Below are 26,763 nucleotides of genomic sequence, written 5' to 3'. Positions count from 1 at the left end.
GTTTCCGCCGTGACCGGTTCCCGACGGCTCGGCTCGTCAGGAGAACGTGATGCATCTCAGCACCCTGCTGGAAAGCGCGGCTCGCTCGGCCGGCGTGAAGGAAGCGGTCGTCTACCGCGAACAGCGCTGGACCTACCAGGAGGTTGCCGACGCCGCCCGTCGCGCCGCGACCGTACTGCGCGAAGCCGGGCTGCGACCGGGTGACCGGCTGGCGGTCATGACGTACAACACCCCCGCTTTCCTCTTCGCCGCGTTCGGCGCCTGGCACATGGGCGCCACGCTGGTGCCGGTGAACCACAAGCTCCGGACGGCCGAGGTGTCACGCCAACTTCGGCACTGCGGAGCACGGTTGGGCATCGTCGACGCAGAGATCGGCGAGCGCGCGACCTCCACCGACGTGGACATGCCCTGGCTGGTCAGCCACCCCGACGCCGGTGCCGGCACGCGCCCCGCGGACTGCTTCGAGTCTCTCGTGGCATCCGCCGAGCCTTGGATCGGCGAGCCGGGAGCGGACGACGAGATCGCCCAGATCCTGTACACCTCGGGCACCTCCGGAAACCCGAAGGGCTGTGTGCACACGCACCGGTCCATCGCCCTGACCGCGACGTACACCGCCGCCGCCATCCCCCTCCACCGCGACGAGCGGTTCCTGATCTGCATGCCGATCTGGCACGCGTCCCCGCTCAACAACTGGACGATGAGCACCCTGCTGCTCGGGGCCACGGTCGTACTGCAGCGCGAGTACGACCCCCGCGCCATGCTGGAGACGATCCAGCGCGAGCGGATCACCGCCCTGTTCGGGGCCCCGATCGCGCTCATCGCCCCGGTGCGGACCGTCGCCGACTTCGCCGACTTCGACCTGACGTCCGTACGCGCCTGGATCTACGGCGCCGGGCCTCTGGACGCCGGGACGGCTCGCCGCCTGATGAAGGCGTACGGCTCGGACGGCTTCCACCAGGTGTACGGGATGAGCGAGACGGGCCCCGTGGGGGCCTCGCTCTCCCCGGCCGAGCAGGTCGCCAAGGCCGGTGCGATCGGGCGCGGCGGCATGCCCGGCGTGGACCTGCGCGTGGTCCGGCCGGACGGCTCGGACGCCTGCGCCGGGGAGACCGGCGAGATCTGGCTGCGCTCGGACACACGCATGGTCGGCTACCTCGACGACCCCGCCGCCACCGCGGAGGTCTTCGCCGGAGACTGGTACCGCAGCGGCGACCTGGGGCGACTCGACGAGGACGGGTTCGTGACGGTCGTGGACCGCCTGAAGGACCTCATCATCACCGGCGGGGAGAACGTCGCCTCCCAGGAGGTGGAAGGCGCACTGCGGGGCCACCCGGACATCCTCGACATCGCCGTGGTCGGCCGTCCGCACCCGCAATGGGGAGAGACCGTCGTGGCCGTCGTGGTGCCGCGCGACGGGACGGAACCCGACCTGGACGGACTGCGTGCGTGGCTGGAGACACGGATCGCCCGCTACAAGATCCCCCGCGAGCTGGTGCTGCGCCGGGAGCTCCCCCGCACCCCCTCGGGGAAGATCACCAAGCATGTGATCCGGGCCGGCCTGGCCGAGGCGGAGCGGCAGTGAGCGGTTGCGGTTCCGCACCCCTCGGGCGGCAGCAGCCGAGGACCGCATAGGGTCTCGGCATGGCCGACGAGCACGATCAGCAGACGCGGAGAGGGCCTGGGCGGCCGCGCCAGGCCCATGTCACCCGCGCCGTCCTGGACGCCGTCGTCGACCTGGTGGCGGAGAGCGGCATGAGCGCCTTGACCATGGACGCCGTGGCTGCCCGTGCCGGGGTGAGCAAGCCCGCGATGTACCGGCGCTGGCCCACCAAGCAGGATCTCGTCATCGCCGCCGCCGAGTCCCGGATCGGCCCGCTCGCCGTACCCGACATGGGAGACTTCCGCGCTGAACTGCGGGCCCTGCTGACCTCACGCATGGAGGCGTACCGCCGGCCGGGCGTCGACCGGCTGCTGGCAGGGGTGATCGGCGCGGCCGCAGAGGCCGGAGCGGAGCCCGGCGCCTATCGCGCCTACACAGCGCGCGTGATGAGCGAGACGCGGCACCTGCTGGAGCGCGGAGTCGCGCGCGGCGACGTGAGAGCGGACGTCGACGTGGACGCCGCCGCGACACTCGTGGCAGCGTCACTGGCCTTCCGCATGGTCGGAGAGCAGCGGCTGCCCGACGAGGTGCTCGTCGAGTCCGTGGTGGACCTGATCGGCCGGGCGGTCGGCGACCGGCCGTGACCTGACGCAGGCACCGGACCTCAGCACCCTTCCGTGCGGCGCCCTCTCGCGCCCGTGCGCCTTCCGGGCTGTCCGGAAGCAGTGGCGACGGTCCGTACGCCGGGCCAGGAACCCGCAGAAGATCAATCCCTCCCAACCCCTTGCACAGCCGCCGGACAATATCGATACTGCCGGTTACGTAATGAGTGCCACCATCGGGAGGAACCTCATGCAGGACGTCGCTTCGACCCCTGTGACCAACCCCAGGCCCGTACTCGACAAGCCCCTCATGCACTACGGGAACCGCGTCCTGGAGCGACTGGCTCCCGGAGCCGAGCAGTCCGGCTACCGACTGCTGGACATCGCCCCCCTCACCCCCCACTTCGGGGCCGTGCTCGGCGGCGTCGACCTGACCAGGACGATCACCGACGAGCTCGCGGCGGAGCTCCGCCAGGCGCTGCTGGAGTGGAAAGTGATCTTCTTCCGCGGTCAGACCGGCTTCACCCCCGAGCATCAGCTCGCCCTGTCGGGCGTCTGGGGCCCGCCTGAGGCCAACCCGTTCTTCGCCCGGACCGGGACCCCGGGCATCTCCAGGCTCGCCAAGGACGCGAAGGCCGCCGGCAACAAGAACATCTGGCACAGCGACCACTCGTTCATGGCCAACCCGTCGCTCGGCGCGGTCCTGCGAGCCGTGGAAGTGCCCGCCGCGGGCGGCGACACGATGTGGGCGGACATGGCCTCCGCCTACGACAACCTCCCCTCCGGCCTGAAGGAGCGGATCGAGGGGCTCACCGCCGTCCACGACTGGGAGGCCAGCTGGGGCGCCCTCATGAACGACGAGCAGAAGGCCGACTTCCGTGAGTCCTGGCCGCAGGTCGAGCACCCTGTGGTCGTGAGGCACCCGCGCAGCGGCCGCAAGACCCTGTACGTGAACGAGCCGTTCACCCGGTACATCAAGGGGCTGTCCGAGGCCGGCAACCGCGAGCTGCTGGACATCCTGGTTCTCCAGGCGCGCATACCCGAGTTCCAGATCCGCTTCCGCTGGGAGCCCGACTCCGTCGCGATCTGGGACAACATCGCCACCCAGCACTACGCGGTCAACGACTACTTCCCCCGGCGCCGGGTGATGGAGCGCATCGCCATCGCCGGCGTCCCGCTGTCCTGACCCCGGGCCACACGACAACGTAGGGAGATCTCATGACCGCGGCACCGCCCCTGCCCCAGCACCGGCCCGTGAACACCGGGGCCACCAGCAGCAAGGTCCGCGCCTGGACGGTGACCACGCTGCTCGTGGTCTTCATGATGGTCAACTTCGCCGACAAGTCCGTCCTCGGCCTGGCCGCCGACGAGATCCGCGCCGACCTCCATCTGAACGCCACCCGGTTCGGGCTCGCCAACAGTGCGTTCTTCCTGCTCTTCTCCGTCGCCGCGGTCGTCGTCGGCCTGGCGGCCGACCGGGTGTCACCGAAGATGCTCCTGCTGATCATGGCCGCCCTCTGGTCCGTGGCACAGGTGCCCGCGGCGATCGGCGGCGGCCTCGCCGTGCTGATCGCGTCACGGGTCTTCCTCGGGGCGGCGGAGGGGCCGGCCTTCCCCGTCGCGCAACAGGCCACGCTCGCCTGGTTCCCCAACGACCGGCGCAATCTGCCCGGTGCCCTGATCACCCTCGGCATCACTCTGGGGGTGATCGTCTCCGCACCCGGGCTGTCGTGGGTGATCCAGCACCATGGCTGGCGGGCGGCCCTGTGGGTTCTCGTGGGCGTCGGAACGGCCTGGGCGATCGCGTGGGCGGCACTCGGCGCGGACGGCCGGCACCGTACGGGACAGCAGGGCTCCGCAGCCGCACGGGCCGAGGAACGGGCCGACCTGCCGTACCGGAGGATCTTCGCCAGCCGGACCTGGCTCGGCGCCACCTTCGCCTACTTCACCAGCTACTGGTCGGTGGCCCTGATGCTGGTCTGGCTCCCGTCCTACCTGCGCAACGCCCTCGGCTACTCGGCCCACGACGCGGGCACCGTCGTCATCGCCCCGTGGGCGATCGGTGCCGTCGTCCTGCTCGCCCAGGCCGGCGTCACCGGGCGGATGATGCGTCGCGGCGCAGGCAGCCGGCGTGCCCGCGGCTGGGTCGGCGGCTGCCTCCTCGGCGTCGGCGCCGTCTGCTGCCTGACTCTGCCCATGGCCGACGGACCGACCGCGAAGACCGTGCTGGTCGCACTCGGGTTCGGGGTCGGCGGATCCTACGCGGCGATCGCCGCCACGACCGTCGCCGAACTCGCCCCGCCGTCCAGGAACGGCGGCGCCCTGGGCGTCATGAACGCGGTGGTGACCGTGGCGGGCCTCGCCGCGCCCGCCGTCGTCGGGGCGCTCGTCGACGCACACGGCACCTCCGGCTATCAGAGCGCCATCGTGCTGGCCGGCGTCCTGCTCGCCGCAGGAGCTGCCGCGTCCTTCGTCCTCGTCGACCCGGACCGGGACATCGCCCGGCTGGGCGGCCGGCCTTCTCACCCCACCCGAACAGGAGCTGACTCTTGAGCACCGCACCGACACTCGACACCACCACGATCGACCGCGCCGTCGCCGAGCTGCGTGGCCACGCCGACTCGTGGACCGCGACACCGCTGCCGGAGCGCATCCGTCTGCTGGAGCGGATACTCCCCCGCATCAGGGAGGCTGCACCCGGCATGGTGGCCGACTCCGCCCACGCCAAGGGCTACGCCCCCCTGTCCGACTGGGCTGCCGAGGACTGGGTCTCAGCCCCCTGGGCGCTGGCCCAGACCGCGGGCGCGTACCTGCACGTACTGCGCCGCATGGCCGCCGGGCACGACCCGGTGCCCGCCAAAGCCATCCGCTCACGTGACGACCGCACCGTCGTGGACGTCTTCCCCGCCACGGGGACGGACCGCCTGCTGTTGAACGGCTTCACCGCCGAAGTGTGGACACTCCCCGGAACGACCCGCGAGCAGGTTTTGGCCCGCGCCGCCGGCGAATACCGCGGCCGGCCGGGTGAACCGGCTGTCGCGCTGGTGCTCGGCGCCGGGAACGTCCCGGCCATCACCCCACTCGACATCCTGCACAAGCTCTACGCCGAGGGACAGGTCGTCCTCGCCAAGATGAACCCGGTCAACGCCTACCTCCGACCGCATTTCGAGGAGGTGTTCGCCGACTTCGTGGAACACGGCTGGGTACGCTTCGTCGACGGTGGCCCCGCCGAGGGCGCGTACCTCACGACTCATGAGGACGTCGACACCATCCATGTCACCGGCAGCGAGCGCACCCACGACGCCATCGTGTGGGGCACCGGCAAGGGGGCGGAGGAACGCCGGCGCGCGGACTCCCCCCTCAACGCGAAGCCGTTCACGAGCGAGCTGGGTGGTGTCAGCCCTTGCATAGTGACACCCGGACCGTGGAGCGCGGCAGACTTCCGCTTCCAGGCCGAACACATCGTCACCAGCAAGCTGAACAACTCCGGACACAACTGCGTCGCCACACAGATCCTGCTCCTGCCCCGCCACTGGGACGGCACCGAACGGCTCCTCGCGGAGATCCGTCACGTACTCCGCGAACTGCCCCGGCGCAGCGACTACTACCCGGGCGCCGCCGCCCGCCTCGACGCGGTGACCAGCGCCCACCCCGAGGCGGAGACCTACGCCGGCGACACCTGCCGCGTACTCGTCCCGGACATCCCCGACGCGGACGACCCCATGCTCACGGACGAGGTCTTCGCCAGCGCCATGGGTGTGGTGCGCCTCCCGGGCGAGGACGCACCTCAGTTCCTGCGCGCCGCCGTCGAGTTCGCCAACGACAGGCTCCCCGGCACCCTCGGCGCCACGCTCCTGGTGCACCCCCGCACCGAGCGCGCCCACCGAACCGCCGTCGACCGGGCCGTCGCCGACCTGCGCTACGGCACCCTCGGCGTCAACTGCTGGTCCGCTTTCGGCTTCCTGCTCGGCTACACGCCCTGGGGGGCCTTCCCCGGTCACACCCGCCAGGACATCGGCAGCGGGATCGGGTTCGTCCACAACGCGTTCATGCTGGAGGACGTGGAGAAGACCGTGCTGCGCGCCCCCTTCGCGCCCGCGCCACGCGGCCTGTTCACCGGCTCTCCGTCACTGTCGCCACGCCCGCCGTACTACGTCACCAACCGGACCGGGCGTACGACGATGGAGAGGCTCACGAATTACGCGACGGACCCGCGACCGACGCGCCTGCCGGGCATCTTCGCGTCGGCCCTGCGAGGCTGAGCCGGCGCAGCGGCCACATCAGGAGTTCAGGACCCTGGCCTTCTCCGCGGCGAACTCCTCTTCCGTCAGCAGCCCCTGGGCCTTGAGGTCGGCGAGCGCCGTGAGCCGGGAGACGCGGTCCGTGGACGGAGCGGCGGCGGGCGGGGGCGCCGGCTGCGTCGCCGCCGGGCTCGCCCACCCCTGCTGCTGGTCCTGCGCCTGCCTGCGCTCGTCGCGCCGTTCCACGCGGTTGGACACAGCGGTGGCCGTCCCGGAGATGACCGCTGTGCGCGCGATCGTCCCCAGCAGGCCCGGCCTTCCGAATCGTCGAGGCATGCCGATCCCTTCCACGTCTTTCGGTCATCCGGCGTCGAGCGCGGCGGCCGCCGCGACAACAGCGTCCCTGGGGATGCGTTCGAGGAGCGCCATTTCGCCCCGTGATTCCCGCAAGGCAGTCGCAAGACGCGCGGCCCAGGTGTTCTCCCAGGCCACAACCAGTGCCGAGGACTCCACCGGAAGACCGTCCGCGACGGTGCGCAGATCCTCGTCGCTGAGCAGATCGAACTGGACCTGCGCGACCTGCTGGAACCCGTCCGCCACCCGCTCGTCGCCGAGCTCGATGATGTCGACGGAACCGTCGCCCGACTTCCTGACGAAACTCATGTCGAGGATGCGCACGGTGCCGTTGTTCTGCAGCTCACGCAGCGCCGGCGCGATGTCTCCGTTGAACCGGTTGCCTTCGAAGGTGACTACTGCGACATCGACCGGACCGATGGCATCGACATCAAGGCCACTGAGCACGAGCAAGCCACCTCCCATATCGAACAAAACGGACGGACATCAGCATAGATCCGCAATCCGGGAGGTGCACCGCCAACGCACCGCCGGCCTGCCGCCGTCCCCTCACAGACGGCGTCGAGCGGCCGGGACCGGTCCTTCACGTCGGGCAGCTGACGAGCTGATCGGCATCCACCGGACGGTCACGTTCCTGATCCGGCCCCCCTCACACGGTCAGCCAGCCCCGCAGCGCCGCCTGCACCCCGGCCTGGAACCGGGTCTCCGCGTTCAGGGCCTGCATCAGGCGGGTGATCCGGCGACGGACCGTGTGCACGTGGATGTCGAGGCGCCGGGCCATCGCCTCGTCCTTCAGACCTGAGGCGAGAAGGGTCAGCAGTTCCCGGTCCTCGTCCGTGATCCGGTCGGGCGTGACGGCCCCGATGGGGACGGCCCGCTCCCAGACCGACTCGAACAGCGGCACCAACGCGTTGCTCAGGAGTGAGTCGCTCACCACCAGGGCCGAGGCCGTCGGGTCCGCCGCGTCGGTCGGCGGCAGGAGGGTGACCCGCCGGTCCACCGTGATCATTTTGGTGGGCAGATCCGTTCCCACCCGTATCCGAACACCCTGCACGGCCAGATCGCCCAGCCCACGGGCGCGCCCGTGGAAGCTCAGCCCCTCGCGGTCCACGGCGACGCGCACCCGTACCCCGCGCCGGACCGGTTCGGCCACGTCGAGGGGCGCGGGCATCCCGTCCGGCTGGCTGGCCGCGTAGGGCGGCCGGTCCAGAAGCGCCACTTCCTCACTCGCCGACACCAGCAGCGAGGCCACCCGTGCGGCGATCGCCGCACCACCACGGACCGTCTCGATGCCGACGGCGCGGGGGGTGTTCACAGAGCTCAGCAGCTGGGCCGCGATCCGGTCGACAGATCCGGTCAGCTCCTCCAACTCGGCAGATCTGTGCAGGAGTTCGGCCTGTCTCAAGTGGATCAGACTGCGCAGCGCGGTGGAGGGAGCGACGGCGACGGGGAGCGCTGCCGCACCTCGGGCCGGGTGCGTGAAGCCGTACTCGGCCAGGTGATCGAGCGCGTTCGCGACCCGGCGCGTGGTCAACCCCAGGGACTGGGCGAGGGCGGTTCTGGACCTGTGCCCGGTCAGGTCGAGCAGCGCCTCGTACACCCGGAGTTGGTCCGCACCGAACCCGAGCGCCTGCCATTGCGTATCCCACCCAGTCAGCCCCACCGGCGGAATTCTCACCTGTCAACGCAGGCCACACAAGTGAGGTCGTCCACAAGTGCACGCCCGGAACACATTGTTCACAGCCCTGTTCCGGCACTTGCATGTCGGCATCCGATATTCGTCCACGCAGCCATGGCACCGGAGGGGCACCGGAGGGGCACCGTGCGGAGTTCAGCACGCAAGAGATCAGCCAGAGCAGGGCAGGGGGCGGGCAGCACGCTCACCGGCCGGGGCATAGCCGCGGTGCTGGCCGCCGCGGGCCTGTTGGTCACGGCAATACCGTCCGCGCACGCGGACGCCGCCACCGTGTCCGCCGCGTCCGAGGCGACGGCGGACGCGGGGACCGAGACCCCGTCGCTCGTCACCGGACTGAACGAGGAAGCCACCGCCACCGGCACCGCGGCGGACGCCGCCCGCGGTCATCTCAAGTCGAAGAAGAGCCGCTACCACATCGCGGACACCTCGGCGAAGGACCTGGCATCGGCCGGGACGACGGCCGAGGGGGGCGGCAGGGAGACGGTCCGCCTCCAGCAGAAGTACAAGGGGGTCGCGGTCCTGGGCGGCCAGTACCTGGTCCGGATGACCAAGAAGGACGGCAAGCGCACCGTCACCGGCACCTCCGGCAGCTATTTCACCGAGCTGAAGCTCGACACGGTGACACCGGAGGTCTCCGAGAGGACCGCGATCGAGCGCGCCGTCAGCGCCGTCTCCACCCAGCTGGCCGGCGGCCTGCTGCGCGCCCCGGCCAAGGGTGAGAAGCCGGGCGGGAAGCAGCTCACCGGAACGGCCGAGGGCGTCACGATCCTCCCGCACGGAACCGGCGTACTGACCCGGCAGATCACCGTCACCGGCATCAGCCCGCTCGACGGGCAGCCGGTGAAGCAGCAGGTGTACATCGACGGGCACTCAGGCTTCCCCGTCCTGCAGTACAGCGACATCAAGACGTTCGGCGCCACGGACGCCGCCACGGCGGCCGCCGGTGCTACGGGTGCCGCCCCGGAGACGTCCGCCGCCGCCGACCAGCTCGTCGTCAAGGGGTCCGGCACTCGGGACGCTCCGGCCGGCCGGAGCGTCTCACGGCGAGGAGGTCGGGCGGCAGGCACACCAGAGGCCGGGTCTGCCCGCGAGAGCTTGGCGTGGGGTTCTCCGCCTGACGCCGATGTGACGATCTACAGGTGGCGGTGTGATCACGGCGGCGAAGCCGTCCTGGACAGTTGACGAACACAAGATCACGACTGCCGGCGCAGCGCTTTCCGCGCACCTCGGCGTGCGACGCGCGCAACGTCCCCTGCCGGGCCCGATCGCGCTCACCCGCCGACGCCGGCCGAGCGCGCTGATTGCCAACTGTCCAGGAACTGTCAAGGGCCGGTTCGGATGTCTCCGAAACCGGCCCTGACCTGCGACTCTCTCGAGTCGGGACGACAGGATTTGAACCTGCGACCCCTTGACCCCCAGTCAAGTGCGCTACCAAGCTGCGCCACGTCCCGCTGTCCGTCTGACCTGGGGTTTCCCCTGGCCGAACGCGCATGAGAACAATACCGCACTTGCACCGGTGCTCACGAACCCGATTCCAGGGGCTTGACCTCAACCTTGGTCGAGGTCGGAAGCTGAGCCGCATGACGCAGACCACTTCCCTTCCGTTGTACGGCTACGACGAGCTCGACCGGCTCATGAGTCTCATGACCGGTGACGAGAAGCACGGTCCGGCCGCGACCTCGACCCTGGACGCCCTCTGGGTGCTGTACGACCGGGTGCTGCGGATCTCGCCCGGCACGGTCGACTCCCCCGCCCGTGACCGCTTCCTGCTCTCCAAGGGGCACGGCCCCATGGCCTACTACGCCGTGCTCGCCGCACGCGGCTTCTTCGACGAGGAGCTGCTCGCCGGCTTCGGTTCGTACGACTCACCACTCGGGCACCATCCCGACCGGCTGCTGGTCCCCGGCGCGGAGATCAGTAGCGGGTCGCTCGGGCACGGCCTCCCGCTCGCCGTGGGCAACGTGCTGGGACTGCGGGCCCAGGGGCTCACGGACCCCCGCGTGTGGGTGCTGACCGGCGACGCCGAGCTGGACGAGGGCAGCAACCACGAGGCGATCGCCTACGCGGGCCCGGCCGGGCTCGATCAGCTGCACACCGTGGTGATCGACAACACCTCGGCGACGTACTCCAGGCCGGGCGGGATCGCGGCCCGGTTCGAGGCCGCCGGATGGTCCGCGCGGACCGTGGACGGCCGGGACCACGAGGCGCTGTACGCCGCCTTCACCGCACCGCACCCCGGCCGCCCGCACGCCGTGATCGCCCGCGTGGCACCCAAGCGCTGACCGGCCGCACCCCCAGGACGACGGAGGACATTTCCATGGACACCATGCGTGACCGCTTCATCGCCACCACCACCCGGCTGCTGGACGAGGACCCGCGCCTCGCCGTGGTGCTCGCCGAGATCAGCCGCGACGGCTTCGAGCGCGCCGAGCAGACCCACCCGGACCGGGTGGTCAACGTCGGGATCAGGGAGCAGCTCCTCATCGGCGCGGGCGCCGGGATGGCCCTGACGGGGATGCGGCCGATCATGCACACCTTCGCGAGCTTCCTCGTGGAGCGCCCGTTCGAGCAGGTGAAGCTGGACCTGGGACACCAGGGCGTCGGCGGGGTGCTCGTCAGCGCAGGGGCTTCGTACGACTGGCCGGCCGGAGGCTTCACCCATATGGCACCGGGCGACGTCGCTCTCCTCGACACACTCGACGACTGGACGGTGCATGTGCCGGGCCACCCCGACGAGGCCGAGGCGCTGCTGCGGCGGGCCGTCGTGGGGGACGGCCGTGTCTATGTACGGCTCTCCCTCCAGTCGAACAGCGTGGGCCGCCCGGTCGCGGCCCCCGGCTTCAGCACCGTGAGGCAGGGAACGGGCGGGGTGGTGATCGCCGTGGGGCCGATGCTCGACGACGTCCTCGCGGCGACCGACGGTCTGGACACGACGGTGCTGTACGCGACGACCGTGCGCCCCTTCGACGCGGCGGGGCTCCGCAGTGCGGTCGGCGGGGGCACCGCGGCGGACGTCGTGATCGTCGAGCCCTACCTGGCCGGGACGTCCACGACGGCCGCCAACGACGCCTTGGCCGAGCTGCCGCACCGGGTGCTCGGGCTGGGGGTGGGGCGGGGTGAGCTGCGCAGATACGGGCAGATGGCGGAGCACCTCGTCGCCCATGGCCTCGACAGGCGGGCGCTGCGCCGGCGGATCACCGGATTCCTGCACCGCTGAGGTGCCGCCGCGGTCCGTCCGGAGGCGGGCCCCGCCTCCGGCACCTGCGGGGCCCGGGCGGCCCCACTGGTGCCATTGACCCGGAAATGCCGTGAACCTACTCTGAAGCACGCACCTCAGAAAGCGCTTTCCCCCGCCCGGCCCCACCGCACCGGGAGCGCCCTCATGAGCAGCCACCCGTTGTCCAGCGATCCCACGTCGCCGGTCCCCTCCCCGGCGTCGATCGCCCTCATGTCCCTCCTCGCCGTCCTGGCGCTGATCACCGGCTCGGTGTCTGCCGCCTCGTTCCCGAGGGGCCCTGCGGTCCCGTTCCGGGTGCTGGTGTACTCCGGGGCGGCGCACGCGTCCCAGGACACGGTCCGCGCCGGTGTCGAGGCGGTGAGGGGGCTCGGGGTCCGGAACGGATTCGGGGTCGAGGCGACGGACGATCCAGCTGTATTCAACGACACCGATCTCGCACGGTTCCACGCGGTCGTCTTCAACAACACCGCCGCCGCGCCGGGCAGGGCCGGCGCCCCGGACGAACGCGGGCGTGCCGCTCTGCAGAGGTACGTGCGGGCGGGTGGCGGCTGGGTCGGCCTGCACGACGCCTCCGCGGGCACGGGCTGGGACTGGTACGAGGGACTGGTCGGCGCCGCCCCGGACCGGGGCACGCCCGTGCAGGGCGGACGCATCGAGGTCCTCGACCACGCGCATCCCTCGACGGCGGCGCTTCCCGACCTCTGGGAGCGCACGGAGGAGTGGCCCAACTGGCGCACCGGTCCCGCCTCCACGGTGCACACCCTTGCCCGGGTCAGGGTGCGTGACGGCATCGCGGGCCTCGACGGGGGCGTGGACCATCCCTGGTCGTGGTGCCAGAACTACGACGGCGGCCGTTCGTGGTTCACCGCGGGCGGCCACGCGCCCTCGGCCTTCCTGGAGGACACCTTCCTCGCCCATCTGCTGGGCGGCATCGAATGGGCCGCCGGCGCGGAGCCGGGTGACTGCACTGCGACCCGGGCCGGTTCCTTCCAGCGGACACCGCTCGTGTCCGGTGGTCTCGTCGATCCGGTGGACGTGGCGATCACTCCCGACCGGCGGGTGTTCGTCGCCCAGCGCACCGGCGAGCTCAAGGTTGTCGACCAGCGGTCGATGAGGGTCTCCACGGCTCTCGATCTCGCGTACACGCCGGAGACGGCCGCCCGCTCGGACGGGCTGATCGGCCTTGTCCTGGATCCGGACTTCGCGGAGAACGCCTGGCTGTACCTGCTGCGTTCCGACACGTCGGGAAGGAGGCTGGTCCTCTCCCGTTTCACCTCCGACGGGGACACGGTCGACCCCGCGTCGGAGAAGCGTCTTCTCGTCCTCCCCGGCCGGCGGCCCACGGCCGGCGGGGAGCCTCCCCCGGCCGGGTCTCTCGTCTTCGACCGGGAAGGCCGTCTGTACGTGGCGACGGGCGGCGACCCGCTCCCCCGCGCTCCGGAGACCCCGGACGATCTGCGGGGCTCGATTCTGCGTATCGCCCCGCAGGACGACGGCACCTACAGCGTGCCCGAGGGCAACCTCTCGCGAGTGGGCACGCCCGGAACCCGTCGCGAGATCTACGCGACGGGCATGCGCACCCCCTTCCGCATGACGGTGGACCCGGTGAGCGGCACCCTGCTGGCCGTCGGCACCGCCCCCGACGGCGCGGTGGAATACGTCCGGGTCACCGGGGCGGGGCAGGTGGGCGGACCGTACTGCTCCGGCGGCATGTCCCGCGGAGCCGCTGACTGTTCCCCCGGCAACGGCGCGCCGGCTCCCGGCCGGAGCAGCGCGGACCGGGGCGCCGACCAGGGCGAGGAAGGCCGGGGCGGGGACGGCCAGGGCGAGGACGGCCAAGGCGGGGCCGGCCGAAGCGCCGCCGGTCGGACAGCCGGTTCCGTCTACGACTACGCCCCGGATAACCTCTACCGCACCAAGTTCCCCGAGTACTTCGACGGCAAGTGGCTGACGTACGACCCCTTTGGCCGGCGCTTCACCACGCACGCGTTCCACCGGGAGGGCCGGACGTCCTCCGGTCCGCGCCCGGGATCGGTGAAGCCCGGTGAACTCCTCGCCGTCGAGGGTCTCTTCGAAGACATGGAGTGGCACCGGCCGACGGCCGCCGTCTTCGGCCCGGACGGTGCGCTGTACGTCGTCGACTCGGGACTCGGCAGCGGAACGGGGCACGACGGTGGCAGCGAAGGCGCGGGGGTCTTCCGCATCGACCACGTCGATGACGGCCGGCTGCCCGGCGCGGACATCACCGTGGACCGCGACAACGGCTCCGCCCCTCTCACCGTGGCCTTCGAGGGGGGCGGGCCCGGACGCACCGGCAGCGCTCCGGTCACGTATGCCTGGGACTTCGACGGTGACGGCGATACCGACTCGACCGAGGCGGACCCCACGTACACCTACCGCGCCCAGGGGCAGTTCACGGCGCGCCTCACGGTGACCGGGCCCGAGGGCACGACGGCGATGGCGGGCCAGGAAATCACGGTCGGCAACACCCGGCCCCGGGTCGCCGTCCACCGGCTGCCGGACGGCGCGGTGTTCGTCCCCGGCGACGCACTCGCCTTCACGGTGAGCGTGACGGACGAAGAGGACGGGGCGACCGCTCCGATCGAGTGCTCCAGGATCCTCGTACGCTCCGGGGCCGGACGCCCGGAACCGCTGCGCCCCCTCGCCGGCTCACCGGAGTGCCGGGGTTCCCTCACCACGGAGGCCGGCGTCGCCTCCCCGTCCGGCCTCCGACGGCTCACGGTGCAGTACACGGACCGAGGCGCCCCGAACGCCCCGGAACTGACCGGCTCCGCCTCCCTCACCGTCCGTACGGCCGTCCAGGAGGCGGAGCTGTTCACGACGACCGGGGGCACCCATGGCGGAGCCGTCACCGGTAGCCGCGCGAGGGCATCGGGCGGCAGGGCCCTGACGGAGATCGAGGACGGCGACTGGATCGCCTTCGACCCGTTGCACCTGGGCGGCATCCGGTCGGTGACGGTCGGTGCGACGCCGTGCGGACTCGGCGGGACGATCGAGTTCCGGGCCGGCTCCCCCGACGGCCCCCTGCTCGGCTCGCTGCCCGTCCCCGCTGCGGGCAACGGAGCCGTGTCACCGACGGCCGCACTGGACGACCCCGGCGACAGTGCGCGGCTGTACGTGGTGTTCACCAACTCGGCCTGGAACAGCGAGGGGCCGGACCTGTTCACGGTGGACTGGCTGCGCTTCCACGGACCGGGCGCCGGGAACACCGGCGCGCGGTGACGGGCGCCGCCGAGGAGTGGTGCCCGCGAACCATCCCGAGTGCCACCGCCGTCAGAGGCGCGGCACGGTGTCCACGGCGCAGACCGTGCCGAGCGCGACGCCCGTACGGTCGATGAGCGGGGCACCGAGGTAGGAGCGGATGCCTATGTCGTCGATCACCGGATTGCCCGAGTCTGCGAAGCCGGGCGCTCCTGCGTGATCCGTCCCGGTCGACCGGGGTCAGCACAGGCGGCCGTCCCGTCCCGCACGGAATCACGGGCGGGCTCCGAAACCCGAGAGCGGTGCCGGTGCCGTGGCGTTGAGCAGGTGCTGGATGAGGGTGACCAGCGCCCCGGTCCCCGAGCTCGCGATCCTGGCGTCGCAGAGGACGACGGGCACGTCGGGCCCCAGGTCGAGGGCCGCCCGCACCTCTTCGGGTTCGTAGCGATAGGCGCCGTCGAACTCGTTGACGGCGACGATGAATCCGATGCCGCGCCGCTCGAAGAAGTCGACGGCGGCGAAGCACTCGGCCAGCCGGCGTGTGTCGGCGATGACGACCGCTCCCAGGGCACCCTTGGACAGCTCGTCCCACATGAACCAGAACCGCTCCTGGCCCGGGGTGCCGAAGAGGTAGAGCACATGCTGTTCGGACAGCGTGATCCGGCCGAAGTCCATGGCCACGGTGGTCGCCGACTTGGATTCGATGCCCTCGAGGCTGTCGGTCGCCGCGCTGACCTGTGTCAGGAGCTCCTCGGTGCTCAGCGGCGCGATCTCGCTGACGGCGCCCACGAACGTCGTTTTGCCGACGCCGAACCCTCCCGCGACAAGAATTTTGAGGGCGACCGGGAAATGACCGGAGCTTCCGGAGCTGTCAGAGCTGTCGTCGTAGACCATCGAGCACTGCCTCCAGCAGAGATCGGTCGGTTGGCATGTCATGGAACGCGGGGGCGTGCGCGGTGACCGCCCCGCAGTCGACGAGGTCGGAGAGGAGCACCTTGGTGATGACCGCGGGCAGCCGGAGATGGGCGGCGATCTCGGCCACGGACGTGGGACCCCCGCAGAGCTCCAGGGCAACGGTGTGCTCGGGGCCGAGATGGAACTGGGGCCGGCTCCCCGTGGCCATCACCAGGGAGAGCAGGTCGAGCACGGTGGTCGGCCTCGTCCGGCCGTTGCTCACGGTGTAAGGGCGGATGAGCCGGCCTGCCGCGTCGTCGAGCAACGGCCCGTCCTGCGGGGCCGGCATCCTCACAGCCCCGGAGTGAACGGTGCTCCGGCCGGCTGCCGGAGCGGCGTCATCAGGTAGGGACGGACACTCTTGACCAGCATGGCCATCTCGTAGCCCAGCACCGCGGCATCCGCCTCACGGCCCGCGAGAACGGCGAGACAGGTCCCTGCCCCCGCGGTCGAGACGAACAGGAGCGTCGAGTCGAGCTCGACCACGACCTGCCGCACGTCCCCGTTGTCGCCGAACCGGGCGCCCGCGCTCCGGCCGAGTGAGTACAGGCCGGCGGCCAGGGCCGCCATGTGGTCGGCGCTGTCGGAGTCCATGCCGTGCACGGATTTCACCAGGCCGTCCGCCGAGAGGAGGACCGCACTGCGTGTGTGAGGAACGCGTTGGACGAGGCCGCTCAGCAGCCAGTCGAGGTCCGAGACCTGACCGGACGGCATTTCTGTCGTCATGGTGCATCTACTCCTTGAACATGTTCTCGGTTCGTGGATCCGGTTCGGACGCCTGCGGCCCCCGGTGCCCGGGAGCCGCCCGCTCCGCGGGGACAGTCGCGGCTGTGGGGGTGCGGAAGGGCAGTGGGGCGAGGGCGTGGGACCGCTGTGCCCCCACGCCCATGACGGGGCCTCCGGTGGCAGGAGGCGAACCCGGGGAGCCATAGGTGTCCTCGGATGCCGCCTCCTCGGCGGTCTGGGCCTCGGCGAGGTCGACTCCGCGGCGGAAGGCCGCCATCAGGCCGGGGTCGTGCAGGGCGTTCTCGTCCTCGGCGCGCGGGGCCGGAGCCTCCCTGAGCTGCGGAACCAGATGCTCCTGGTTGCTGCGCCTGGGAAGCTGTGGCCGGCTGGGGCCGGCCACGGCGGCGGGGGGCGCTTCGACTGGAGCACCCGCGGCCGTGGCGGGCCGCCCGTGCTCGACGAACCCTGCGGGGGAAGCGGACCCGGACGACGGGACATGGCCGGACAGCGGGAAGGGATCGGGAGAATCGGAGGACGGGACGGGAACGGGGGTCTCGGCGGGCCCGGTGGCCCCTGCGGGATCGGCCGTCCCGACGGGCCGGACGACCGGCGAGGACGCGGCGAGGTTCGGGCGGTCGACCCGTTCCGCTCGCAACGGAAGCGGAGGTCCCTCCCCTTGACGTCGGTCCTGCGCGGGCCGCTGGTCCAGCCGCAGCGGGGGCTGCCCCCCTTGCTGCGGGACCGCCGGCGGTGTGTCGTGGGCGGGCGGGCGGTGCACGGGGCCCGCGGGCGGGACCGGTGCCGCATCGGGAGCCGTGATGGCATCGGGAGCCGTACTGGCATCGATGTCGATGCCCAGGAGGACCTCGGGCAGCACGAGTACCGCCTGCGTGCCCCCGTAGATGTTGCTCTGCAGCCGTACGGCGATACCGTGCCTGCGGGCCAGAGAGGCGACCACGAACAGTCCGATCCGCCCGTCCTGCAGCAGATGCGCGACGTTGACCTGGTCGGGGTCGGCGAGCAGGGCGTTCATCCGCTTCTGCTCGGGGCCGGGCATGCCGAGCCCCCGGTCCTCCACCTCCAGGGCGAGTCCGGCGGTGACGCGCTGGGCGCGCAGCAGGACCTGGGTGTGCGGAGCGGAGAACACCGTGGCGTTCTCGACGAGTTCGGCGAGCAGATGGATCACGTCGGCGACCGCGTGTCCGCGCAGGGTGCCGTCGATCGGCGGGACCAGTTTGACCCGTGGGTACTGCTCGACCTCGGCGATCGCCGAGCGGAGCACCTCCGTCATGGTGACGGGATTGCTCCACTGCCGCCGTGAGACGGCACCGCCGAGCACGGCGAGGTTCTCGGCGTGCCTGCGGATGCGGGTGGCGAGATGGTCGACATGGAAGAGGCCCTTGAGCAGGTCGGGGTCCTCGACCTCGTGCTCCAGTTCGTCGAGGATCTGGATCTCGCGGTGCACGAGGGACTGCAACCGGCGGGCGAGGTTGACGAAGACCTCGACCTTCTGTTCGTTGCCGTTGCCCCGGAAGAGCTGTGAAGCCTGGACGACGGCCGCCACCGCGTCATCCTGTGCGCGGCCCATCTCCTGGGCGAGGAGGTCGAAGGCATCCGCGCCGGGGGCTGCGGCGGGTGTGGCCCGGCGGGCCGGCAGGGGTTCGCCGTCGCGGAGCTGTTCCACGACGCGCTGCAGCTCGGCCTGGTGCTGGGCGCCGGTGCGTCGTAGCGCCAGACACCGGTCGAGGACCCCGGCGGCGACGCGGTTGGCGCCGAGGAGGGCCGCCGCCACGGCTGCCACGGCCAGCGCCCCGGATCCGCCGAGCGCGGCCAGGAGGCTGCCGGAGGGGCGCACCCCTGAGGACCGGATGGTGAAGATGACGGCTGCGGCCCCGCTGAGTACGGCGGCCACGGTCGGCAGGAGGGCGGTTCGCAGCAGCTGTGGTCGGACACGGGTGTCGGGGGCGGGCTGCGCGGCGCGCGGCCGGTTCGCGGCCGAGTGCGAACGGCCACCCGGACGGCCGTGCCGCCCGCCTTCGCGGCGTTCCGGTCGCGCGGTGGGTGCGCGAAGTTGAGACATCATCGTCCTCGGTACGTGGGGCACCAGGAATCGGCATTCGTGTGGTGACACCTACGGTGGTCGGTCAGGCACGGGTCAACGGTCGGGGCGGGCTCGACCGATATGAGCCCACCGTTGATCACCGGCCACACACGGTAGTCGCCAATCGTCCGCGCTCGACGTGCAGTTGTCGAAGTTGCCCGCCGGGCGTCCCGCTCTGGTATGACGCGTCGCACGGGCAGCCGAATCCAAGAGCTGCCCACTTCGTACGGAGATCCTGGTACCGACCGGGTGTACGTATCGCGCCCCCTCCGGCGGAGGGCCCTCGGGGACTCCTGGGGTGGGCGGCCACCACGCCGTGACGCGTGAGCGACCGCGGGCGTCAGGAAGCAGGCAGGTTCAAGTGGTAGCCGTCGCCGGAGTCCCCGCGCATCGAGCGCGCCAGTCCGGCGACGTGGCGGGCCTGGGCAGCGGACAGACGGCGCGCCTCCCACAGAAGTGCCGCGGCGTCCCGCGTCTCGGGAGCAGGAGGGCGGGGCGCACCGGGCAGGATGACGCCCGTCAGCGCGGCGAGTGCACCGGGGTCCATGCCCAGCAGGCCGGCGAAGTCCGTCACCAGGCGAGGTGTCAGCACCTTGCGGCCGGCGCCGATCGCGCCGTAGGTCGCAGCCGACAGATAGGTGGGGGTCACGACCGCCAGCGTGTGCGCCATGCCTGTCCGGCTCAGGTTGCGGTACTGGAGCATGCGGATGATCCAGGCGCCCGGACCGTCGGCGGGGTCCGCAAGCAGCTTCGGGGCGAAGGGGGATGACGGTTCCGCCTCGGGCAGTGAGCGGACGAGCCCCAGGAGTTCCCGCCGTCCCGCGGCCGGGAGGTGCACCCCGTCGGCCACCAGGTGCCACACCCACTCCTGGGCAGCGGCGTCCACCGGCGCCACATCGTCCGGGACCGCCGCACCCGCGAGGACGAACAGATCGAGGACCTGGAGACCCACCGCGGGCGCGAGCCACCGGAGCAGCTCCACCTCGGGGGCCTTCCCGGCGAGCACCTGCCGGATCTCGCTCTCAGCCGTCCCGGCCCGCTCGGCCAACGCCTCGGTACCGAGCTCCCTGTGGTTCAGCAGCCGTGCCAGCAGGGCGCCGAACCCGGGGTGCTTGGTCATGCGCAAAGCCAACCAGAGGTACACCGGCGGGTCCAGGACTCGTGCCGGAGCGGAGCCGGTCAGCCCGTGGCTGCGTCCGTCGCCTGCGCCTCCCGCCCCCGGAGACCGGGGCCCAGCCGCTGCTCCCCACTCGCGACCGGTGTGACGACCGGGGAGCAACCGCCCCGGTCGTCCCCCTCCGCGTCGGGCGTCCCCTCGGCCACCGGTCCGGGGGTGTCCGTCCCTGGCGGGGTATCCGTGTCTCAGCTCGGGTGGGCGGGCTGGAGCCCCGCGTACACACCGTCCGTGCTCAGGAGCTCCTCGTGCGTCCCCACCTCGGCGATCCGGCCGCCCTTCATCGCCACGATGCGGTCGGCCCCCTGGATCGTGGAGAGCCGGTGGGCGACGACGAAGACGGTCCTGCCGTGCACGAGCCGGGTGAGCGCCTCCTGCACCAGGGCCTCGGAACGGTTGTCGAGCGCGGAGGTGGCCTCGTCGAGCACCAGCACCCTCGGGTCACGGATCAGCGCCCGGGCGATGGCGAGACGCTGCTTCTGACCACCCGACAGCCGTGCGCCCCGCTCCCCGATGACCGTGTCCAGGCCGTGCGGAAGGCCGTTGACGAATTCCAGGGCGTTGGCGTCGCGGAGGGCGCTCATCAGCGTGTCCTCGTCCGTGTCCGCCATGCCGTACGTGACGTTCTCGCGGATACTGCCCTCGAAGAGGATCGACTCCTGGGGCACCACCGACAGGAAGCGCCGGTAGGACCGCAGATCGAGTCCCGCCATGTCGGTGCCGTCGAGCAGGATGCGGCCAGAGGTGGGCCTGATGAACCCGATGAGCAGGTTCAGCACCGTGGACTTGCCCGCGCCCGAGGCCCCGACGAGCGCGATGGTCTCCCCCGGCCGCGCGGAGAGGGTGAACCCCTCGACCGCCGGCTTCCCGTCCTCGTAGGCGAACCCGACGTCCTCGAAGTCGATGCGGCCGACGACGCTCTCGACCCGCGCCTTGCCGGCGTTGTTCTCCAGGTCGGGCGCCTGGAGCACCTCGCCCGCCGACCGTACCGATTCCAGTCCCTTGGTGAGGACGGGGGCCAGGCCCAGCAGCGTCGTCACGGATCCGGTCAGCACGGTGAAGAAGGCGCTGAGCATCACCACGTCGCCCGCGGTGACCGGCATCCAGCCGTGGTAGGCGACCAGCGCCGAGCCCGTGAGGCACAGAACTCCGAGCGTGTTGAGGATGACCCAGGCGAGCGACCCGAACCGGCCGTTGACCATGTCCAGGCGCAGCCCGGCCGCGAACACCTGGCGGAGCGATCCGTCGACCCTGCCGAGCGCGGTCCGCTCCAGTCCGTGGGCGCGGGTGATAGGGATGAGGGTCGTCATCTCCCCTACACGGGAGGAGAGTTGTTCGACCTCGCGGCGGAAGGACTCGTTGTGGCTGCGCAGTCGGCTCCGCAGCTTCATCACGAGGATGCCGGATGCGGGGACCACGACGAGGAAGACGGGCAGGAACTCGGGCACGCGTACGCCGATGACGACGAGCCCGCCGACGAGTGTGACGACCGCGCCGAGTCCCATGTCGGAGCTCTGCTGGACCATCTGCTCAACGGCTTCGACGTCGCGGACCACTTTGGCCTGGAGCACGCTGGAACTGACCCGTGCGTGGTAGCCGATGGAGAGTTGCTGCATGCGGCGGCAGAGCGCCGAGCGCAGGGTCGTGCCCATGCGGCGGATGCTGCCGCCCAGGAACCGCACGTACCACTGGTGGAGCGGGTAGTTGATCACGAGGATGAACAGGAGGACGCCGGCGGACCTCCAGATGCCCGACTCGGGGCCGTGCTGGACGACCACGTCGAGGACGGTGGCGGTGATCAGCGGCAGCAGCCAGATGGGGCTGTGCTTCACGACGAAGATGGCCACCGCCAGGGCGAGTCGGCCGCGGTCGGGGCGGAAGAGATGGCCGAGGGTGCGGACCGGGTTCTCGCCGCGGTAGCGGTGATCGAGGTGGTCGAAGGGCGCCGGGTGTTCGGTGCCGAGCGATGAAAGCGCTTTCTCCATGAGGTCATCCCACCCGCTCACGCCGCTGCCGACAACCCCCCTTCCACGGGGAGAGACGGAAGTCCGACGAGCACCGATCCGTTCCCCTCCACTTCGCGCGAGCGGGGTCTTCGATGCGGCACGCCGATTTATTCGGGATCACGCTGCGTAATCCCCCGCCGACCGGGTACCGGGCCGAGATGTTCAGGTATAGGCGTGTACGAGTTCTGACCGTGCTTCTCAGCGGCTGGGTGGCACTGACTGCCGTGGAGCGGTGGGCGGAGCAGGCACCGTGGTCGAGCGCGGTCCTGCGCGGGCTCCTGTGGGCGTGCGTGGTCGCCGGTGTCTGGTGGTTCGCCGAGTGGACCCAGTCACCACTGCGCACCGCGCGGGAGTCCGCGGCGGCACGCGAGTCCGAGAGGCGGCGCGCGTCCGCGGCGGCAGGCGAGTCCGATACGCGACGAGAGGCCGAGACGGCAGGCGCAGGACAGTCCGGGACGGCGCACGAGCCGGGGGCGGCGCCCGCGCCGGAGGACGAGACACCGCACGAGCGGCGCGCGGACGTCGGCGCACAGGTCACTCGTCGGCCCGATTCCTCCACGCCGTCACGACGCTGATCCCTCCGCGCGGCCCGGCGACAGACGTGACCGCCCGCGCGCACCCCGGAGGGGCGCACGGGCGGTCACGTCTGCAGGGGGCGGTCGACGCCCCCGCTGAACGGGCCGTGGTCACAGACCCCGGGGACCGTCGCCCACGGCGGTGGATTCGGCCAGCTTCTGGAACTCGCCCAGGTCGTAGTTGGCGAGCGCCGAGTCGAGGTTGGTGAGGGCTCCCAGGCGCTCGACGAATCCGCTGGGGTCGTACTCGATCTGCAGGGCCACCCGGCTGGAGGTGTCGTCGAGCCGGTGGAAGGTGACCACACCCGCATGGTGCACGCCCTCGATGGTCTTCCAGGCGATCCGGTCCTCCGGGACGACCTCGGTGAGCTCCGCGACGAAGCTCTTGTCCGCGCCAGGCAGGGACAGCTGCCAGGAGAACCGGACCTCGTCCATCGGATCGACGCGTCGTACGTGGCTCAGGAACTTCGGCCACTGCGTCACATCGCTCCACAGCGCCCAGGTGACGCTGACCGGCGCCTTGATATCGACAGTTTCGACGAGGGAGGCGGACATGAGAACAACCCCTTCTTTTTCGCTCGGTAACGCCTTGCGCTGCCGAGTACCCGGTAGTCGGCAGCGCACGCATCTCCGTATGCCTTCGCGGTCGTACCGGCCGGCCCCCGCGATGCCCACCGTCGCTCTGCCCCCGGCCCGGTGCGCCGCCTCACACCGGCCCGGTGCCCCGAGCGCTCACGACGCCTTCAGCGCGGCGCTCCAGACGGCACTCTCCACGTAGTGGTTGTCGAAGCGCTGAGCCGACTCGGCGATCTCCTTCGGGTCCGCCTCTCCTCGCACGACCCTTCCGAGCAGACGCAGGTACTCGAAGCGGTCCATGTGACGGTCGAAGACGAACAGCACGTCGGCGGTGGAGCCGGGGGCGGCGGCGAAGGCATGCGGGGTGTGCGGCGGCACCGCCAGGAAGTCGCCGTCCCGCAGCACCGTCACCTCGTCGCCGACGAGCACGCGAAGGGCTCCCCCCACAACGAAGAAGAGTTCGGTGGCCTTGGTGTGGAAGTGGGCAGGTGCACCCGCCGCCCCTTCGGCGAAGGTGGACCGGTAGCTGGTGAAACCTCCGTCGGCGTGACGGCCCTCGCCGAGCAGACGCATCACACTGCTCGGATCGACGGTGGTCTCGGCATCGGCGTGGCGGGTGAGCACCGGAAGGGGCGAGGCAATCGTGTTCTCCGTCATGAACACGACTCTATGCCCACATGGGCCCAGCGACGGGAGCCATTTGGGCGCCTGGACCTTGGGCCAATCGGGCGCGTCCAGGAGGTGTCCAGGGGCGCGTCATGCCGCCGCACGCACGCGCTGCCACTGGTCCCCGCGAACACGGGCACAGCACTCCGGCGCGCCCCCGCGGACACGTACTCCGGCGCACCTCCCCGGCCCCGTAGCACCTGTCCGAGCGCCGTTACCTCAGCGCTCGCCCCCTTCTAGGGTGAGACGGTTCGCCCGCCGCGTTTCACGCCCCGCCGCCTGCCACACCGTGGAGGACGGCCGCACCGGGCCGAGCATCGGCGCGACCAGCCGCAAGGAGGGCGCAAGTGAGCAGCTACGACCAGATGATCCTTTCGGACGACCCGGTGCTCTTCCTGAGACTCGGCGGAGCCGGCACCGAGGTGTCCCCGGGTGGACCGACCGCGGCCTTCCACGGCTCCCCCGGTCACACGCACCTGCCCAACGGCGACCCGGCCACCCTGTTCGACGGCACCGGTGACCAGTACGTCGAAGTGCCCGACAGCGACGCCCTGTCCGTCTCCACCACCGGAGCCCTGACCATCGAGGCGTGGCTGCGCCCGGACGTGCTGGTCTTCCCCCGCACAGAGGGATCCGGTTACGTCCACTGGCTCGGCAAGCTCACCTACGCCACCGTCAACCAGTGCGAATGGGTCGCGCGGATCTACTCGGCCGACAACACGGAGGGCCGCGTCAACCGGGTCTCGGGCTACGCCTTCAACCCTCCGGGCGGGCTGGGTGCGGGCTCGTACTTCCAGGATCCGCTCCGGCCCGGCGAGTGGATCCACTACGCGCTCGTCATCACCACCGCACCGGACGGCCCGGCCCGGCCTCCGGGTCGCACCAAGATCTACCGGGACGGCCGGCTGCGGGACAGCGACGCACTGGCCGACTACAGCATCGTTCCGGGCAACACCACTTCGCCCCTGCGGATCGGGAGCGCGGCGCTGCGGTCCTTCTTCCTCGGCGGGATCGGCAAAGTCGCCGTCTACCCCAGGGAATTGACCGAGGCTCGCCTCGCGGAACACCACGCGGCCATGACCGCGGACTGACCGCTGACGTGGCCCGGGCGCGACCGCGTCCCCGAACGGGCCGTTCGCCGGAACCGCGGGCGCCGGAACCGCGGGCGCCGGAGCAGGCACCCATGGCAGTGGCCCTCCCGGGTGACGAGACCGCCTCCGGCGGACCCGCCCGCGGTCCGCGGTCCCCACCACCGGTGGCTCACGGACCCTGGCTCGCCGCCGACGCGGTGGAGGCGCACCGGACGGCGGGCGGCTGTCCGCCGACGAGAAGCCCTCGCGGAGAGAGCGTGTGCGGTGCCGGGATGTGCGTGTTTGAGTGGGCCGGTGATCTGCAACAGGAACAGAGATCCCCGGCGAAAGGGCCTGTCATGAGATTCGCGGTGGTCGGTGGTACCGGGCTGATCGGCTCGAAGGTCGTGGAGAAGCTGAACGGCGCCGGGCACGAGGCTGTGCCCGTCTCGAAGTCGACGGGCGTGGACGTCATCACCGGCGAAGGCCTGGAGAGGGCCACTGCCGGGGCGGACACCATCATCGACCTGACGAACTCCCCGACCTTCGACGACGCGGCTCCGGCCTTCTTCCGGCAGTCGACGGAGAACCTGCTGGAGGCCGGGCGGAAGGCCGGCGTCCGTCACTTCGTCGTGCTGTCGATCGTCGGCGTGGACCAGGTGCCCGAGCTGGACTACTACCGCGCCAAAGCCCTCCAGGAGGAGATTCTCGCCGCGGGACCGATCCCGTACTCCGTCGTGCGCGCCACACAGTTCATGGAGTTCGTCGACGCGGTCATGAGCTGGACCGCCGACGCCGACACCGTCCGGCTGCCCACCACCCCCATCCAGCCCATCGCCGCCCAGGAGGTCGCCGACGCGGTCGCCGCGGTCGCCGCCGGGGACCCTCTGCAGGGGATCCACAACATCGCGGGGCCCGAGGTCTTCCCCCTGGACGAACTGGGCAGAATCACTCTCACGGCCCGTTCCGACAGCCGTACCGTCACCACGGACGAATCCGCAGGTATGTTCGCCGTCGTCCGCGGGGACGTCCTCACGGGCAAGGCCGACGCCTCACTCGCCCCCACTCGTTACGCGGACTGGCTTGCGTCACACTGACGAGGGCGACTCCACCGGCGGCCGCGCCGGCCGTTCCCGACGGCACTCGCGCGCGGCCGCCCGGCTGAGACGATCGGCCTGCCTGCCCCCACCTCCTCTTCCTCCCGTGGGCTCCTGGTCCGGCCCTCGCGCGCCCCTCGGGCCCGCCGTCCTCGCACCCCGGTGGGCCGCCGTGGCGTCGCTGAGCGCTCGCCACGCGATGAGACGCACGTCACGCACCGCCCGCTGTCACATTTCCACGGTCGTCCCGGTCAGACGTGTGTATCCGCAACACGGCTAGGAGACCCCCGTGGAATCACGTCTCGACTACTTCGGCCACCCCCTCGCGGGCAAGGTGCTGAAGCACATCAACTCGGCGAACAAGGCGGTCGCGGACTCGACGCTTCCGGTGTCGACCCAGGAACTGGTGAAGATCCGCGCCAGCCAGATCAACGGCTGCGGCTTCTGCACCGACATGCACACCAAGGACGCCGCCCACGCGGGGGAAACCGTGCAGCGCCTCAACCTCGTCGCGGCCTGGCGCGAGGCCACGGTGTTCACCGACGCCGAGCGCGCCGCCCTGGAGATCGCGGAGCAGGCCACCCGGATCGCCGACGCCGCAGGTGGTGTCTCCGATGAAGCCTGGTCGAACGCGGCCGAGCACTTCGACGAGGACCAGTTGGTGGCACTGATCTCCCTCATCGCCGTCATCAACGCCTACAACCGCATCAACGTCATCAATCAGCAGCCCGCCGGGGACTACCAGCCCGGCCAGTTCGGCTGACCTGCGCCGCTCACCCGGCCGGTGGCCTCTCCTCCCCCTCGCAGGTGGCGTGGGAGGCGGAGGGCCGGCACCGCGCACCCCTCCGGGCGCGGGACCGCCTTC

24 protein-coding genes, 1 tRNA gene and 1 pseudogene are annotated in these 26,763 nt (G+C 71.2%); 13 read left to right on the top strand and 13 right to left on the bottom strand.

The annotated features are described in order from the left end of the window. The first annotated feature begins 49 nt into the window (after nucleotides 1-49). The 5 genes from ACFUNE_RS28990 to ACFUNE_RS28970 all read left to right on the top strand — a co-directional run bounded on the left by ACFUNE_RS28990 (nucleotide 50) and on the right by ACFUNE_RS28970 (nucleotide 6,464). Nucleotides 50-1,582 carry a class I adenylate-forming enzyme family protein gene (locus ACFUNE_RS28990; RefSeq protein WP_383574114.1) on the top strand — a complete coding sequence of 511 codons (1,533 nt, stop codon included), beginning with the start codon at nucleotides 50-52 and terminating at the stop codon, nucleotides 1,580-1,582. A 59-nt stretch (nucleotides 1,583-1,641) separates the two neighbouring features. After that, nucleotides 1,642-2,244: a TetR/AcrR family transcriptional regulator gene (locus ACFUNE_RS28985; protein ID WP_383574112.1), complete on the top strand. Its 603-nt coding sequence runs from the start codon at nucleotides 1,642-1,644 to the stop codon at nucleotides 2,242-2,244. 208 nt (nucleotides 2,245-2,452) lie between these two features. Then, a complete protein-coding gene (locus ACFUNE_RS28980) occupies nucleotides 2,453-3,388 on the top strand; it encodes a TauD/TfdA dioxygenase family protein (protein ID WP_383574110.1) in 936 nt (311 codons plus the stop codon). Nucleotides 3,389-3,420: 32 nt separating this feature from the next. Continuing rightward, nucleotides 3,421-4,755 carry an MFS transporter gene (locus ACFUNE_RS28975; RefSeq protein WP_383574108.1) on the top strand — a complete coding sequence of 445 codons (1,335 nt, stop codon included), beginning with the start codon at nucleotides 3,421-3,423 and terminating at the stop codon, nucleotides 4,753-4,755. Beyond that, nucleotides 4,752-6,464 carry an aldehyde dehydrogenase family protein gene (locus ACFUNE_RS28970; RefSeq protein WP_383574106.1) on the top strand — a complete coding sequence of 571 codons (1,713 nt, stop codon included), beginning with the start codon at nucleotides 4,752-4,754 and terminating at the stop codon, nucleotides 6,462-6,464. The genes ACFUNE_RS28975 and ACFUNE_RS28970 overlap by 4 nt, the downstream gene beginning before the upstream one ends. An 18-nt stretch (nucleotides 6,465-6,482) precedes the next feature. Here the strand turns inward: ACFUNE_RS28970 and ACFUNE_RS28965 are convergent, their stop codons facing one another. From ACFUNE_RS28965 to ACFUNE_RS28955, 3 genes are all read right to left on the bottom strand, one after another. Continuing rightward, nucleotides 6,483-6,779 carry an SHOCT domain-containing protein gene (locus tag ACFUNE_RS28965; protein ID WP_383574104.1) on the bottom strand — a complete coding sequence of 99 codons (297 nt, stop codon included), beginning with the start codon at nucleotides 6,777-6,779 and terminating at the stop codon, nucleotides 6,483-6,485. A 24-nt stretch (nucleotides 6,780-6,803) separates the two neighbouring features. Continuing rightward, on the bottom strand, nucleotides 6,804-7,244 hold the full coding sequence (locus ACFUNE_RS28960) for a DUF6325 family protein (RefSeq protein WP_383574148.1): 441 nt from the start codon (nucleotides 7,242-7,244) through the stop codon (nucleotides 6,804-6,806). A gap of 202 nt (nucleotides 7,245-7,446) precedes the next feature. After that, nucleotides 7,447-8,460, bottom strand: coding sequence for a LuxR family transcriptional regulator (locus ACFUNE_RS28955; protein ID WP_383574102.1), 1,014 nt, complete (start codon nucleotides 8,458-8,460; stop codon nucleotides 7,447-7,449). A 159-nt stretch (nucleotides 8,461-8,619) separates the two neighbouring features. Here ACFUNE_RS28955 and ACFUNE_RS28950 point away from each other — a divergent pair, with 159 nt between their 5' ends. Further along, complete coding sequence (locus tag ACFUNE_RS28950) at nucleotides 8,620-9,675, top strand: hypothetical protein (RefSeq protein WP_383574100.1); 1,056 nt, start codon at nucleotides 8,620-8,622, stop codon at nucleotides 9,673-9,675. Nucleotides 9,676-9,870: 195 nt separating this feature from the next. On the opposite strand, the gene ACFUNE_RS28945 is transcribed toward ACFUNE_RS28950, so the two are convergent. Further along, a tRNA-Pro gene (locus ACFUNE_RS28945) sits at nucleotides 9,871-9,944 on the bottom strand. Between the two features lie 129 nt (nucleotides 9,945-10,073). Here ACFUNE_RS28945 and ACFUNE_RS28940 point away from each other — a divergent pair. The 3 genes from ACFUNE_RS28940 (at nucleotide 10,074) to ACFUNE_RS28930 (ending at nucleotide 14,974) form a co-directional block, all read left to right on the top strand. Beyond that, on the top strand, nucleotides 10,074-10,775 hold the full coding sequence (locus tag ACFUNE_RS28940) for a transketolase (protein WP_383574098.1): 702 nt from the start codon (nucleotides 10,074-10,076) through the stop codon (nucleotides 10,773-10,775). 35 nt (nucleotides 10,776-10,810) lie between these two features. Continuing rightward, complete coding sequence (locus ACFUNE_RS28935; protein ID WP_383574096.1) at nucleotides 10,811-11,710, top strand: transketolase family protein; 900 nt, start codon at nucleotides 10,811-10,813, stop codon at nucleotides 11,708-11,710. A gap of 165 nt (nucleotides 11,711-11,875) precedes the next feature. After that, entirely contained in the window at nucleotides 11,876-14,974 is a 3,099-nt protein-coding gene (locus ACFUNE_RS28930; protein WP_383574094.1) for a ThuA domain-containing protein, read from the top strand. Between the two features lie 57 nt (nucleotides 14,975-15,031). Here the strand turns inward: ACFUNE_RS28930 and ACFUNE_RS28925 are convergent. From ACFUNE_RS28925 to ACFUNE_RS28895, 7 genes and pseudogenes are all read right to left on the bottom strand, one after another. Continuing rightward, nucleotides 15,032-15,160: pseudogene (locus ACFUNE_RS28925) on the bottom strand (GAF domain-containing protein); the annotation flags it as partial. 66 nt (nucleotides 15,161-15,226) lie between these two features. Beyond that, complete coding sequence (locus ACFUNE_RS28920; protein WP_383574092.1) at nucleotides 15,227-15,847, bottom strand: ATP/GTP-binding protein; 621 nt, start codon at nucleotides 15,845-15,847, stop codon at nucleotides 15,227-15,229. Beyond that, nucleotides 15,825-16,196, bottom strand: coding sequence for a DUF742 domain-containing protein (locus ACFUNE_RS28915; protein ID WP_383574146.1), 372 nt, complete (start codon nucleotides 16,194-16,196; stop codon nucleotides 15,825-15,827). Before ACFUNE_RS28915 ends, ACFUNE_RS28920 begins: the two co-directional genes overlap by 23 nt. A gap of 2 nt (nucleotides 16,197-16,198) precedes the next feature. Further along, nucleotides 16,199-16,633: a roadblock/LC7 domain-containing protein gene (locus tag ACFUNE_RS28910; protein ID WP_383574090.1), complete on the bottom strand. Its 435-nt coding sequence runs from the start codon at nucleotides 16,631-16,633 to the stop codon at nucleotides 16,199-16,201. 7 nt (nucleotides 16,634-16,640) lie between these two features. After that, nucleotides 16,641-18,713: an ATP-binding protein gene (locus ACFUNE_RS28905; RefSeq protein ID WP_383574088.1), complete on the bottom strand. Its 2,073-nt coding sequence runs from the start codon at nucleotides 18,711-18,713 to the stop codon at nucleotides 16,641-16,643. A gap of 361 nt (nucleotides 18,714-19,074) precedes the next feature. After that, entirely contained in the window at nucleotides 19,075-19,854 is a 780-nt protein-coding gene (locus ACFUNE_RS28900) for a hypothetical protein (RefSeq protein ID WP_383574086.1), read from the bottom strand. 242 nt (nucleotides 19,855-20,096) lie between these two features. Beyond that, nucleotides 20,097-21,893, bottom strand: a complete 1,797-nt coding sequence (locus ACFUNE_RS28895; protein ID WP_383574084.1) for an ABC transporter ATP-binding protein — start codon at nucleotides 21,891-21,893, stop codon at nucleotides 20,097-20,099. A gap of 212 nt (nucleotides 21,894-22,105) precedes the next feature. Here ACFUNE_RS28895 and ACFUNE_RS28890 point away from each other — a divergent pair, with 212 nt between their 5' ends. Continuing rightward, nucleotides 22,106-22,489 (top strand): hypothetical protein, encoded by a 384-nt coding sequence (locus tag ACFUNE_RS28890; protein ID WP_383574082.1) that lies wholly within the window; start codon nucleotides 22,106-22,108, stop codon nucleotides 22,487-22,489. Between the two features lie 111 nt (nucleotides 22,490-22,600). Here the strand turns inward: ACFUNE_RS28890 and ACFUNE_RS28885 are convergent, their stop codons facing one another. Together ACFUNE_RS28885 and ACFUNE_RS28880 are read right to left on the bottom strand one after the other, a co-directional pair. Beyond that, on the bottom strand, nucleotides 22,601-23,044 hold the full coding sequence (locus ACFUNE_RS28885) for an SRPBCC family protein (RefSeq protein WP_383574080.1): 444 nt from the start codon (nucleotides 23,042-23,044) through the stop codon (nucleotides 22,601-22,603). Nucleotides 23,045-23,221: 177 nt separating this feature from the next. After that, complete coding sequence (locus ACFUNE_RS28880; RefSeq protein ID WP_383574078.1) at nucleotides 23,222-23,722, bottom strand: cupin domain-containing protein; 501 nt, start codon at nucleotides 23,720-23,722, stop codon at nucleotides 23,222-23,224. Between the two features lie 356 nt (nucleotides 23,723-24,078). Between ACFUNE_RS28880 and ACFUNE_RS28875 the strand changes: the two genes are divergently transcribed. From ACFUNE_RS28875 to ACFUNE_RS28865, 3 genes are all read left to right on the top strand, one after another. After that, nucleotides 24,079-24,822: a LamG-like jellyroll fold domain-containing protein gene (locus ACFUNE_RS28875; protein ID WP_383574076.1), complete on the top strand. Its 744-nt coding sequence runs from the start codon at nucleotides 24,079-24,081 to the stop codon at nucleotides 24,820-24,822. Nucleotides 24,823-25,160: 338 nt separating this feature from the next. Next, nucleotides 25,161-25,898, top strand: a complete 738-nt coding sequence (locus ACFUNE_RS28870; RefSeq protein ID WP_383574074.1) for an SDR family oxidoreductase — start codon at nucleotides 25,161-25,163, stop codon at nucleotides 25,896-25,898. A 289-nt stretch (nucleotides 25,899-26,187) separates the two neighbouring features. Beyond that, nucleotides 26,188-26,661, top strand: a complete 474-nt coding sequence (locus ACFUNE_RS28865; RefSeq protein WP_383574072.1) for a carboxymuconolactone decarboxylase family protein — start codon at nucleotides 26,188-26,190, stop codon at nucleotides 26,659-26,661. The last annotated feature ends 102 nt before the right edge of the window (nucleotides 26,662-26,763 follow it).

The sequence above is a fragment of the Streptomyces sp. NPDC057287 genome (assembly GCF_042667905.1).
Lineage (GTDB): Bacteria > Actinomycetota > Actinomycetes > Streptomycetales > Streptomycetaceae > Streptomyces.
This window is presented reverse-complemented; position numbering and strand designations above follow the sequence as displayed.

What these genes read in the sequence shown, in the direction of transcription:
- ACFUNE_RS28990 (WP_383574114.1), top strand. Translation starts at nt 50, where the DNA reads ATGCATCTCAGCACCCTGCTGGAAAGCGCGGCTCGCTCGGCCGGCGTG.
- ACFUNE_RS28985 (WP_383574112.1), top strand. Translation starts at nt 1,642, where the DNA reads ATGGCCGACGAGCACGATCAGCAGACGCGGAGAGGGCCTGGGCGGCCG.
- ACFUNE_RS28980 (WP_383574110.1), top strand. Translation starts at nt 2,453, where the DNA reads ATGCAGGACGTCGCTTCGACCCCTGTGACCAACCCCAGGCCCGTACTC.
- ACFUNE_RS28975 (WP_383574108.1), top strand. Translation starts at nt 3,421, where the DNA reads ATGACCGCGGCACCGCCCCTGCCCCAGCACCGGCCCGTGAACACCGGG.
- ACFUNE_RS28965 (WP_383574104.1), bottom strand. Translation starts at nt 6,779, where the DNA reads ATGCCTCGACGATTCGGAAGGCCGGGCCTGCTGGGGACGATCGCGCGC.
- ACFUNE_RS28940 (WP_383574098.1), top strand. Translation starts at nt 10,074, where the DNA reads ATGACGCAGACCACTTCCCTTCCGTTGTACGGCTACGACGAGCTCGAC.
- ACFUNE_RS28935 (WP_383574096.1), top strand. Translation starts at nt 10,811, where the DNA reads ATGGACACCATGCGTGACCGCTTCATCGCCACCACCACCCGGCTGCTG.
- ACFUNE_RS28930 (WP_383574094.1), top strand. Translation starts at nt 11,876, where the DNA reads ATGAGCAGCCACCCGTTGTCCAGCGATCCCACGTCGCCGGTCCCCTCC.
- ACFUNE_RS28920 (WP_383574092.1), bottom strand. Translation starts at nt 15,847, where the DNA reads ATGGTCTACGACGACAGCTCTGACAGCTCCGGAAGCTCCGGTCATTTC.
- ACFUNE_RS28915 (WP_383574146.1), bottom strand. Translation starts at nt 16,196, where the DNA reads ATGCCGGCCCCGCAGGACGGGCCGTTGCTCGACGACGCGGCAGGCCGG.
- ACFUNE_RS28910 (WP_383574090.1), bottom strand. Translation starts at nt 16,633, where the DNA reads ATGACGACAGAAATGCCGTCCGGTCAGGTCTCGGACCTCGACTGGCTG.
- ACFUNE_RS28905 (WP_383574088.1), bottom strand. Translation starts at nt 18,713, where the DNA reads ATGTCTCAACTTCGCGCACCCACCGCGCGACCGGAACGCCGCGAAGGC.
- ACFUNE_RS28900 (WP_383574086.1), bottom strand. Translation starts at nt 19,854, where the DNA reads ATGACCAAGCACCCCGGGTTCGGCGCCCTGCTGGCACGGCTGCTGAAC.
- ACFUNE_RS28895 (WP_383574084.1), bottom strand. Translation starts at nt 21,893, where the DNA reads ATGGAGAAAGCGCTTTCATCGCTCGGCACCGAACACCCGGCGCCCTTC.
- ACFUNE_RS28885 (WP_383574080.1), bottom strand. Translation starts at nt 23,044, where the DNA reads ATGTCCGCCTCCCTCGTCGAAACTGTCGATATCAAGGCGCCGGTCAGC.
- ACFUNE_RS28880 (WP_383574078.1), bottom strand. Translation starts at nt 23,722, where the DNA reads ATGACGGAGAACACGATTGCCTCGCCCCTTCCGGTGCTCACCCGCCAC.
- ACFUNE_RS28870 (WP_383574074.1), top strand. Translation starts at nt 25,161, where the DNA reads ATGAGATTCGCGGTGGTCGGTGGTACCGGGCTGATCGGCTCGAAGGTC.